The 12,066-nt window shown below is 62.7% G+C and carries 5 protein-coding genes; all 5 read right to left on the reverse strand.

Annotated elements, in window-relative coordinates; genetic code table 11:
* Positions 1–118: 118 nt before the first annotated feature.
* A complete protein-coding gene (locus ACVWY1_RS11165; protein ID WP_457378302.1) occupies positions 119–4,675 on the reverse strand; it encodes a calcium-binding protein in 4,557 nt (1,518 codons plus the stop codon).
* Complete coding sequence (locus ACVWY1_RS11170) at positions 4,663–9,438, reverse strand: S8 family serine peptidase (RefSeq protein ID WP_457378274.1); 4,776 nt, start codon at positions 9,436–9,438, stop codon at positions 4,663–4,665. The genes ACVWY1_RS11165 and ACVWY1_RS11170 overlap by 13 nt, the downstream gene beginning before the upstream one ends.
* 152 nt (positions 9,439–9,590) lie before the next feature.
* Positions 9,591–10,157 carry a hypothetical protein gene (locus ACVWY1_RS11175; RefSeq protein ID WP_457378275.1) on the reverse strand — a complete coding sequence of 189 codons (567 nt, stop codon included), beginning with the start codon at positions 10,155–10,157 and terminating at the stop codon, positions 9,591–9,593.
* A gap of 52 nt (positions 10,158–10,209) precedes the next feature.
* Positions 10,210–10,593 carry a hypothetical protein gene (locus ACVWY1_RS11180; protein WP_277503293.1) on the reverse strand — a complete coding sequence of 128 codons (384 nt, stop codon included), beginning with the start codon at positions 10,591–10,593 and terminating at the stop codon, positions 10,210–10,212.
* Positions 10,594–10,640: 47 nt separating this feature from the next.
* Entirely contained in the window at positions 10,641–12,065 is a 1,425-nt protein-coding gene (locus ACVWY1_RS11185; RefSeq protein WP_457378276.1) for an HlyD family type I secretion periplasmic adaptor subunit, read from the reverse strand.
* Position 12,066 lies beyond the last annotated feature (1 nt).

Raw genomic sequence — 12,066 nt, forward strand, 5'->3', positions numbered from 1 at the left:
GCATGATGATGAGCTGAGGGGATGCATCAAGACGTCCCGACCGCTTCCACACCTTGGGGGTGTACAAGCGGTCGGCCTGCACAGGTACGTGCCCTTCAGGCCACGTACCTGTCTGCCCTTACTGCCAGTTGCTGGCAATGACGGAGTCGAGTGCCTCCTTGTAGTTCTGCGGCAATGTCATCTGCCCTGCCGCGGGCGGCGCGAACGCTGCCATCGCCGAAACCAGCTGGTCGACCTGGCCATCGAGCAAGACCTTGCCATCACTGGTGCGGAACTGTTCGACATGCTGCGCCTTCTCCCAGTTGCCCGCGCCCCAGAACGACCATTTGGAGACCGTCACCTGGTCGTCTGTGCCAATCACACTGACCTCGAGATCCCAGCCATTCTTGCGGAACCACAGCTGTTCGGCCGAAATTCCCGGGCCAAACTGCAGCACATCTATGTTGGTGTCGCTGTCGAAGTCGTTGATGACGTCCCGGCCTCCTCCACGTTCGAACTTGTAGAGGTCGTCACCGGTTCCCCCTTCGAGGCGATCGTTGCCGGCCCCACCATCAAGTGTGTCGGCGCCACTGTCACCATACAGCTCGTCGGCGCCCTTGCCGCCCAGCAACGTGTCGTTGCCGGCGAACCCGTAGAGCTTGTCGTCACCGTCAAGCCCACTGAGCACATCAGCCTGGGTCTCGTCACCGAACAGCTGGTCGTTACCCTGGGTTGCGGAGCCCCTGGCCATTGTCTTGATCGTGTCGACGTCCCAGCGTGTGCCATCGGCGAAGCGGATCTGCTCGACCTGGTTCGAGGCGCTGGAGAACCAGCTGTTCACCTTCAGCGTGTCGGTGCTGCCCTTGATACCGATGTACAGGTTGGACAGATCCCGGCTCAGGCTGAGGTCGGACGGCGCGATACCCGCTGCGACTTCGATCACATCGAGGTTACCGGCCTGATAGTCGTAGTCGCTGATCTCGTCCTGCCCGGCACCCCGGTAGAACAGGTACGTGTCATTGCCAGCATCCCCCTGAAGCTTGTCATTGCCAGCACCGCCGTCGAGGATGTCCGCCCCAGGCCCACCATAGAGCATGTCGTTGCCGGCACCACCGTTGAGGGTGTCGTTGCCCGAGAGCCCGTAGAGCTTGTCGTTCCCCCCCAGGCCGTTGAGGGTGTCGTCGACCGCCTCCGCGCCTTGCAGCACATCATCGCCCTGGGTGGCCATGCCCTTGACCAGGGCCTGCACGGTAGCCACATCCCATGACGTGCCATCGGCGAACTGAACCTGTTCGACCTGGTTATCCTTGGCGAAGAACCAGTTGCTGACGGTCACCTTGTCGGTCGAGCCGCTGATTGCCAGTTCCAGATTGTCGCCTTGGCGCGATGCCTTGACGTCGGCCGCGACAATGCCTGGGCCGAACTTGATCACATCGACATTGCCTGTGGTCCAGTCGCGGTCGGAGATCGTGTCCTGCCCACCACCGCGCTGGAACAGATAGGTATCGTTACCTGCCCCACCCGACAGCGTGTCATTGCCGATGCCTCCGTCGAGAGTATCGTTGCCGTTGCCACCATCGAGCTGGTCGTTGCCAGCCCCACCGATGAGCACGTCGTCACCGGACAAGCCATAGAGCTTGTCGTCGCCCGCCAGGCCATCGATCCGCTCGTTGCTGTCGTCGCCATAGACGGTGTCGGCGGCTTCGCTCGGCGCCACCCGCGACAGACGCCGCAGGTCGTCGACTGTCCAGACGCTACCGTCGGCGAAGGCCACACGCTCCACCTGGTAATTGGCGTCGGTGTAGCTGCGGATGGTCATCCGGTCCGTGGTGCCTTTGATGCCCAGCTGCAAGTCCCAGAGATCGCGGGTCAGGGTGATATCCGCCGCGCTGATCCCCGCGGCAACCCTGATCGTGTCGTTGTTGCCGACGCTCATGTCGAACTCGCTGATGCTGTCCTGCCCCATCCCTCGGTAGAACAGGTAGACATCATCGCCCTGACCACCACTGAGGCTGTCATCACCGGCCCCGCCATCCAGGATGTCATTGCCAGCATCTCCGTTGAGCGAGTCGTTGCCGTCGCCACCCTCGAGGGTGTCATTGCCCGCCTCACCGTACAGGTTGTCGTTACCGGCCCCACCGATGAGCCGGTCATCGCCGGCACCGCCATAGATCCGATCGTTACCCGCCAGCCCGTCGAGCACATCGGCGCCGCTATCCCCGTACAGCATATCGGCCCCTTGGCTGGGCGTGCCGCGCGTCATGTTCTTCAGCGCCTCCAGGTCCCAGGTCGTGCCGTCGGCGAACAGCACACGCTCGAAGCTGTAGTTGACATCGTTGAAGAAGGTGATCGTCACTTTGTCGGACGTGCCCTTGATCGCCAGGGTGAGATAACCGCCATCTCGGCTCACCAGTACATCGGCCGGCGTGATGTCGGCGGCAACCTGAAGGGTGTCGACATTGCCCACGGTCGGATCGAAGTCGACGATCGTGTCCTGCCCCATGCCACGGTAGAAGCGGTAGGTGTCGTTGCCCGTGTCCCCCGACAGCCGATCATTGCCTGCCCCGCCATCGAGGATGTCGTTGCCGATATCCCCGTAAAGCGAGTCATTGCCATCACCGCCGTTGAGCACATCGTCCCCGGCGCCACCGTAGAAGTAATCGTCGCCGGCCAACCCATTGAGCGTGTTGGCCTGGGCATCCCCACGCAGGTTGTCGGCACCCGCCGTGCCATTGATCACGGTCGTGGCAGGGCTCACGACGATGTCGAATACATCACTGGCCTCGGCCGCCGACTGGTCCACCGCCGTGACCTTGATCGATAGCGTGCCGCCCTCGACCGGCGTGCCACTGAAGGTACGGCTGGCTGCATCGAACACCAGCCAGCCCGGCAGGGCCGCCCCGCTGGCGAGAGTTGCCCGATAGCTCAGCCGGTCACCTGCGTCGACGTCGCTGAAGGTGTTGGCCGGCAGCGCGTATTGCAGTGCCTGGCCACTCTTGAGGTTCAGGTCGACGATGGCATTGGCCAACTGCGGCGCGTCATTGACGTTGGCGATGTTCAGGCTGAAAGCATCGGACACCGCGGCACCCGCCTTGTCGGTCGCCGTGACCAGGATGTCCAGGCGGCCGACCTGGGCATTGCCCGGCGTCCCGCTGAAGGTACGGGTTGGCGCATCGAAGCTGAGCCAGCCCGGCAACGGCTTGCCATCGGTCAAGGTAGCGCGCAGCGTCAGGGTATCTCCGGCATCGGCGTCGTTGAACGTGTTCATGCCCAGGGTCAGGACAAATCGACTGTCCTCGGCCACGTTCTGGTCGGTGATCGCGGAAGCTACCGTGGGCACGCGGTTGGCCAGCGTGGCCAGGGTCGCGGTGTTCCAGACCTTGCCGTTGGCGAATTCGATGCGCTCGATAGCATGACCGCCAGCGGCGGTCCAACCCGAGACGATCTGCTGACCGTCGTTCAGGCGCAGGACCATGCCCTGGGCCGAGTGTTCGACCGCCACGTCGCGCTCCTCGATACCCGCCTCGAAGACGATGCTGTCGGTACCGCCTGCGACACCAAGCGCCTCGCTGATGACGTCCTGGCCGTGCCCCGCACCAAATACATAGCGGTCGTTGCCGCTGCCACCTTGCAGGAAGTCGTTGCCCGCGCCACCGTACAAGCGGTTGTCCAGCGTATTGCCGATCAGTTCGTTGTCCGCGCTGTTGCCCGTTGCATTCAAGGCCGGCCCGACCAGTTCCAGGCGCTCGACGTTTGCCCCGAGAGAGAAGTCCACACTGGCGAAGACTCGGTCGAAGCCACTGTCGGGCGCCTCGATCGCCTGGTCACCCAGATGATCGACGAAGTAACTGTCGTTGCCCCCGCCGCCATGCATCTGGTCAGCGCCCTGGGCGCCATCCAGCCGGTTGTCCCCACGGTTGCCACGCAGGATGTTGTCGACCGCGTTGCCGGTACCGTTGATGTCAGCATCGCCGGTCAGCTCGAGGTTCTCGAGATGAGTGGCCAGGGTGAAGGAGACCGAGCTGCGGACGGTGTCCGTGCCCTCGTCGGCCGACTCGACGATGCGGTCGGCGCCGTCATCGACCACATAGATGTCGTCGCCCAGGCCGCCCACCATCACATCCGCGCCCCCGGCGCCATCGAGCATATTGTTGCCCGCGTTGCCAACCAGCCGGTTGGCCAAGCCGTTGCCCGTTCCGTTGATGGCCGCCGAACCTTGCAACTGCAGGACTTCCACTTCATCGGCGAGGACATGGCTAACGCTGGACTTGACCACATCGTAGCCACCACCGACCACTTCCTTAACGACATCGCCAGGGTGGTCGACGATATAGGTGTCATCACCCAGCCGCCCCTCCATCACATCGGCACCGACGCCACCGTCCAGGGTATTGCCCCCGGCATCCCCCACCAGCAGGTCGTTACCCGCCGTTCCAGTCAACAGCACCTTGGGTTGCGCGCCGCCCTGACCAAAGGTGAAGTGGCTGGCGGACAGTTGGCCCGCAGTCACACCCTTGAGCGTCAGGTATTGGGTACCACTGGCCATGGTCCCGAGCCAAACCCGCAGGTACTGCTGGCCATCGACGGTGACGGTGCTGAAATTGAGGTCGGCAAAGCCGCGTACCGCATGAATCTGCGACAGGTCGATCGTTTCCTTGGGGTTGCCCACCTCGAAGTCGTCGATCAGGTTGGCCATGACACCTTGCGAGGCGCTGGCGCGCAGGTCTTCGACCAGCACGAAGCGATCGTTGCCGGCACCGCCGGCCACCGAGGCGCCGGTGTGGGTCGCCGCACCACTGAGGTTGATGTTCGCAGACAGCAACGTGGTGGTGGCATGGTCGCTGATCGCCTGGTCACCCTCCAGGTACAAGGTATCGTCGCCGGCATCGCCCCCAGGTAATCCAGCCCCGCGCCACCGTACAGCACATCGTCGCCTGCCCCCCCACGCACGACATCGTTGCCTTCGCCGCCGTTGATCAGGTCATTGCCACCGACGGCTGAGTCGGTGGAGGTCTCACCGACCAGCACATCGTTCCCCAGGCCACCCTGGATCGTATCGCTCCCCGTGCCACCAAACACCCGCTCGCCCGCATCGTTGGTCCAGTACCGGAAACCACCACTGGTGTTCGGCAGGTTGCGCTCGGTGGCCGTGCCATCCAGGCCGAAACCGTAGCCCGACGCTTGCGTTAGCTGATTCACACGCAGGGCCTGCGGCGTGTGAATGAAACTGCTCAATGTCAGGTCTGCGGCCTGTACATTCCGGAGCACCAGCACCTGCCCATCGCCGAGGTCCAGACGCGCATCGGCACCTTGCTGGGAAATGGCCATCGTCGCATAGGTGTCGGCGGTAAAGCCGGAGAGCACGATCCGGTCGGTACCGATCACGAAATCGGTCAGGGTGTCGGTGTCCCCGGCAGCCTTGTCGATGATGAAGTAATCGGTATCGGCACCACCGCTCAGGGTATCGTTGCCCTGCCCACCGATCAGCGTGTCGATGCCGGCCCCGCCGGCCAGCACATCATTGCCGCGTCCACCCACGAGGGTGTTGTTGGCCGCGTTGCCGGTCAGCGTATCAGCGAACTCCCCACCGATCAGGTGCTCGATCTGGCCTGGGTTGGCAATGGTCAGGCGCGCACCGACCAAAGTAGCTTCGCCCTTGGCCAGGTCGATGCTGCTGGCACTGGTAATGGCCGCCACATTGATCGTGTCCTGGCCGCCATCGGTGTCGTTGAGCACATTGCGTGCGCCCGTCCCGGCGAGTTGCGCGAACTCGTTGGTGTACACGTACTGGTCGTCGGCACTGGCGCCCCTGCCAAAGACATTCAGGCTCCAGTTGTTCAGCGTGCCGATATCGCCCGTCACGCTGTCGATCACGTGCAGCGTCCAGTTGCCCTGCACCGCTTCGCCCCGCAGCAACGCGGTGCTAAAGACATAGTCCAGGCTCTGCGCGCCGTCGAAGCTGGCATTGCCACGATCACTGGCATCACTGCCAGGCGCCTTGCCAGGGCGATTCATCAGGATCGACTCAGTGCCCGAGGGCGAGATCAGCTTGAGGATCAAGTCACCGGGCCGGGCATGGGTCAGGCTCACCTTGACCTCGACATGCTCGGCCAGCAAGTCGACATTGCCCATGCTGAGCGAATGGCTGATCCCAGCACCTTGCCCGTCGCTGATTGGCCGATTGAGCACGCCCGAATCCAACGGTGTGGCCAGGCTGAGTTCGTTGGTCAGGATTTGCTGGCTGTTCCAGGTTTCTGCCAGGCGCACCGCCGCGCGGGCGTCGACTTCACCGTAGCCGTAGTCATGGCTAACGTGCATACCGCCGCCGTTCCAGTTCTGGCCACCATTGGTCTGCCAGGTGGTGGCGCTGTCATTCACCTTGCGGGCGGAGATCGCAAGGATCTGCTGAACGTCGCGATAGCCCAGCGTGGGGTTGGCTTCCAACATCAACGCGACGATGCCCGAGACGATCGGTGCCGCGAAGCTGGTGCCCTGGGAGACGCTGGTGTCACTACCAAAAGTCGAGCCGTTGTCGTTCTGAACCAGGCGCGAGGTCGACGTCACATTTGAACCCGGTGCACTGACCAGGATACTGGCCCCTGGGCTGGAGAACGGCTTACCGCCCAGCTGCAAGGCCCCCAGGTCGGTGGTCGCGTTGATCGCGCCCACGATGACGCTGCTGCGGCTGTTGGTGAGGTTCGAGTAGTTGGTGTTGCCGCCTTTCTCACGATCGTTGCCGCCGGCCGTGACGATCACCGTGCCCAGGCCATCACGCCCTTGGCCAATAGCCTGCTTGAACGGCGTGGGCATCAATCCCAGTTCGGTCGGCGTGAACTTCAGGTCGAAGTGGTTGCTGCTGCCCCAGCTGTGGTTCACCACATCGTACTCGCGCATATGCGACAGGTTGGTGAAGTCATGCTTGTCGACCCAGTAGCCGGCGATGCTGGCGTCGTAGGCCACGCCGACACTGCCTTCACCGTTGCGCGAGGCGACCATGACACCGGCGACGAGCGTCGCATGGTCGCTGAACTTGCCACCACTGCCCTCACCGGCCATCTGCCCCGGGGTCGCGTTGGCCAGCCACTGCGGGTCGAGGTTATCCTTGAGGTCGGCATGGCGGTAATCGAGGATTTCCCGCGTGGTGCCGAACGGGCTCTGGATTTCGACCTGGGCGATCCGTACACCTTTGCCGGTGTAATCCTTCCAGACTGGCAGGATATTGGCCTGGGACAGGTACCACTGGTCGGTCACCAGCGGATCGGCCGGCAGGTCAGCGGTGCGCAGGTAGACGGCAGCGCGCATCGTTGCGCTCTCACCTGTCCCCATGTTGACGACCGTGGTCGCCGCATGGCCCTTGGCGTCGGCCACGGTGTACTTGAAACCCATCACGCCCGTGAAGGTCGCATCCGGGGTGAACAGCACGTCCCCCGCCTGGGTCAGGCTGGCGCTACCCCCCACTACCTCGAACAGGCCGGTGATGTGCAGGGCGTCGTGCTGCCAATCGATATCGTTCTGCAGCAACTGCTCCTTGCCGATCAGGTGCGCGCTGGTGCGCTCGAAGGCGACACCCGCCCGATCCTTGCCCAGGACATCCTTGACCAGCAGAGGGTTCTCGCTGCCAGCGCTGGTGGCGCTCGGAATCTCCACCTGCTTGAGGTTGCGGAAGTTGGCGCTCTCGACGTTCTTCAAGAAGTCTGTGCCATCGCGGCCCGCCACCGTGTCGCTGATCCAGACACCTTCGGCGGTACGAGTCAGACGGTAGTCGGCAAAATCACCCGACAGTTCCACGACGTCCAGGCCATCGCCACCGTCGATCACATCGTCGCCAGCACCACCGATCAGTACGTCGTCCCCGGCGCCGCCGTTGAGGCTGTCGTCATCGAGGCCACCTTCGATCAAATCGTTGCCTTCGCCACCGAACAACTGATCACGCCCACGGTGGCCACGCAGCACGTCATTGCCAGCATTGCCGTTGATGAAGTCATCGCCATCCTCGCCAGAGAGGGCATCGTTGGCCGAACCGCCGACCAGCACGTCGTCGCCATCGCCACCACGCAGGTAGACCGTGCTGCTACCCCCACCGATGAACACGTCATCACCGCGTCCGCCCTGGGCGATCTCCACGCCGGCCTCGGCCAGGTTCAGGCGCACGCCCTTGTCACCGAGCACCTGCACGATGTCGGTGCCGTCACCACCGTGAATGTTGCCGGGCAGGTCGTCACCGTCGATCAGCAGGACATCGTCACCGGCCCCACCATTGAAGCTGTCACTGCCTTGGCCACCGGCCAGCCAGTTGCTCTGGGCATCACCCAACAGCACATCGTTGCCTGAACCACCGGTGGCATTATTGACCCCTTTGAGCGCCACATCGATGCGCTCTCCCGTGGTCGAAGCGGAAACGTAGCCCTTGACCGGCGCCACCTGCCCGGCCCCCTGGGTGGAAACGATCGTGCCGTTGCCACTGGCGCTGAACACGTGTCCGTTCGGGTTGGCCACGAAGTTTGCAGCGATGGCTTCCTTGGTCGCGCCGTTCTGCACAAAGGTGCCGCGCGCCAGGACTTCGTTGCCGTCACGCACTTCGCCGCTCTGTGCCTGGTTACCCAGGTTGATCCGGGTGATGCCCAGTTCGGTCAGCGACTTGAGCTCGCTGGCTTCACCCGTCTCGATGCTGCCATTGCCGTTGAGGTCCAGCCAGCTCTTGCCATCGTGATTGCCATCGACCCAGACCTTGACGCTCGACCAGGCCGCATCCTGGCTGTCGAACACCCCATCGGCATTGCTGTCGAGACTGGCCAACGCGGCGAAACCGTTGGCGAAACGCTTCTGGCCGGCATCGCCATTGCTGCCGGCCGCCCCGCCAAAGTATTCGGAAAGGGTCTCGCTGATGTTGTCGATTTTGCCATTGGCATTGGTGTCGACCACGACAATGCCATCCTCGGCACTGACCCAGCCGGTTTCCTCGAGACTGCCGCCATCGTTGTCAGCGTCGAAGAACACCGGGGCCGTCAGGTAATCGGTCAAGCGCACGCCATCGCCATTCAGGTCCAGGACCAACGGGTCGGTAGGCAGGGTCAGACGTGCGCGGGCATCGCCTGAGTTCAGCAATGCACCCAAGGTACTGCCATAGGACAGCCCCTGGCTGGAGCCACGCAGACTGAAGTCGAATACATCACTGGCGGTGTTGATGTTGCCTGGGCGATAACCGTCGGCAAGGATCTGAGTCGCGGCGGCGGTAAAGGTGTTGTTGACCCAGTTTCCTTGCATCTGGTTGATATTGAGCTTGTTGGGGTCGTAGGTAATCGTCCAGCCACCACCGCTGCGCACCAGACCATCGGCCACCTGGGCGGCATTGCGCTCGTGATCGGTGGCGCCCTTCTCGGTCACGCTGCCCGCATTGTTGATATCGAGCTTGAAGTAATTGTCACTGACCGACGCAATGGGGATAGAAGGAACGCCCACGTATTTCTTGATCTGCGCGGCATTCTCAAGGTAGACCTCGCCGCCGCTTACACCGCCACCAGGCTTGGGCGCGTACTGGCCACCGGGGTTGTCGGAGGCAAACTTGTCCGCCCTGGCAGTAGCCCACTCCCTGCCATTGTTGTAGTACGTGATCAGTACCGCATCCTGGGTGTCCTGATCATAAGAGCCCAGGCGGCACCCGCTCGCTCCGCATAGAAGGCGCGACCTTCCTGCAACATCAATGCGGCGAACTTCAGGCTGGCACTGTTTTTTTCATCAGAGAGGTCACTGACCAGCGACTTGTAGTCCCCGTTGTAACCTTTCAGGCCCAACGGATCCTGCTCGGGGTTGGCGGTATTGTACTTTGCCAGCAGGTCGATCGCGGTCAGGATCTTGATATTGCCTGGCCCGACATCATTGAGTACCGGGTTGTCCCATTTGATCAGTCCTTTCTTGATCGATCCGGCCGAGACCACATCACTCAGGATCTGCTTATCCTTCACCACGCTGTCGTAGTTGCTTTTGATCTCTTCATGACTGAAGGCGGACACCCGCGCCGTCTGGATCTTGTCGACGGTACCTAGCGACTCATACTCTTCACCAATCGCCCCGAGTATGCCCTGAGCGGTGACATCCGCCGCGCCAAGCTCGTTGGCAATCGCCTTGGCCCGTTCAGCCTGGCTCTTTATGTACTCGAATGTGGATTCTTTAAACGCCATCGCTCAATTCCTTCTGACTAGATAACTTGACCAACCTTTGCGAAGGACCGGGTCATGAAGAGCCATACCCAAACATCAAGATCCCCCCCAGAAAAACGCCATGTCCCACAACGGAGACCATGGAAACGACCAGGCCAGCCCTGTTCAAGGCGCGCCAGCGGCCCATGCGCCCCAACAAGGCACACACGCCGCCCAACCAACCCAATTGCGCCAGCGCCAGAAGCTGGATGACCAGCATCGGCAGCGTCCAGTGATCGCCGCCACTGCCCTGTATCCAGACCAGATAGGAGAAAACGCTCAGCGGCAGACTACAGCCCCAGATGAACCAGGACGCCGCGTGCGCGGGCCTGAACGTCAACAGCCCCAGGCTCGCCAGCAACACACAGAGATAAGCAGGGCCGATCACGGCCCCCAGCAACGCCTTCAGTTCCAACATCCAAGACTCCCCAAAACGACCATTACACCAATCAGCAGGTCGTGGCCTCAGCGCTCGCGCAGGCTTTCATTCGCATACTGCTGCAAGGGGCTGAGGAAGTAATCGATGACCTTGCGTCGGTCGGTCTTGATCTCGACCGTGACCGACATGCCTGGCGAAAGCGCCACCTTCTGGTCGCGCACCCAGATGAAATCCTGCAACAAGCGCACGCGGCTGCTGTAGATCAGCCCGCGCTTTTCATCCTCGATGGCGTCGTTGGAGACACTGACGACTTCGCCCGCCACTGTGCCGTATTTGGTGAACGTGAAGGTTTCCACTTTCACGCTGGCCTGCTGCCCCTCTCGGACAAACCCCACGTCCTTGTTCTCCAGCATTGCCTCGACCTCCACTGGCTGGTCGCTGGGCACGATGACCAGCAACGGTTGCGCGGCCGTCACCACGCCACCGACGGTGTGGATCGCCAGTTGCTGCACGGTGCCGTCCACAGGCGCGGTGAGACTCATCAGATGGTCACGCTGCTCGGCTTTTTTCAGCTCCTGGGTCAACGAGGCAACTTGCTGTTCTGCTTGCTGCTGCAGGTCAAGCATGCTGCGACGGGTCTGCGCCAGGGTGCCCTCGCAGCGGCGCTCGGCCTCCTTGCGGCTGGCCGTGAATTCGATCACCCGCGCTTGCTGCACGGCCAGGTCGCGCTCCTGGTCGAACAACGCCTGCTGTTTTTCCAGGTAGGCGTGACGCGGCACATACTGCTGCTCAAGCAAGGCGCGATAGTCCTCGGCCAGGCGGCGAGTAATCGGCAGCGTCTGCTGCAAGGAGGCGACAATGGCCTTGGCTGACTGGATTTCCGCCGAACGCTGCTCGATCTCCGCGCTCACCTGGTCCAACGCATTGCGCATTTCCAGGTACTGCCCCTGCAACCAGCGTTGTGCCGCTTGCACCTGCTCGGCCCCGGCCTCCGGCAGGTAACGCGCCAGAGAGCCTGGCGCCTGGTTGCCCTGGATCGACTCGAGCAAGGCGCTGGCTCGCGCACGATCGACCTGCGCAGCCAGCAACTCGCTTTGCAAGCGCTTGACGTCGGCGCCGGAAGCGCTCGTGTCGAGCTCCACCAGCACGTCACCCGCCCTCACCACCTGGCCATCGAAGACCCGAATCGCCTTGACCACCGCCACTTCGCTCGGTTGGATGATCTTGCTCTTGCCACTGGCCACCACCTTGCCACGGGCCGTCGCCACGACTTCGATCTCGCCCAAGCATGCCCAAGCCAGCGCCAGTGCGGCAAACAGCATGATGACCCACTGGATGTAGCGTGGAGCCGGGTGCGCGGGCTGCTCCTGCAAGGCCAGCGCGGCCGGCAGGAACTGCACCTCGTGCGCCAGGCGCGGCGGTGCGTCCAACTGTTTGCGTCGGCGCCAGGCCTGGCTCCAGGCACGCCGGTAGCGCTGCCAAAGTTCACGTTTGGCGGAAGGTTCACGCATG

The sequence above is a fragment of the Pseudomonas sp. TE6288 genome (assembly GCF_054062095.1).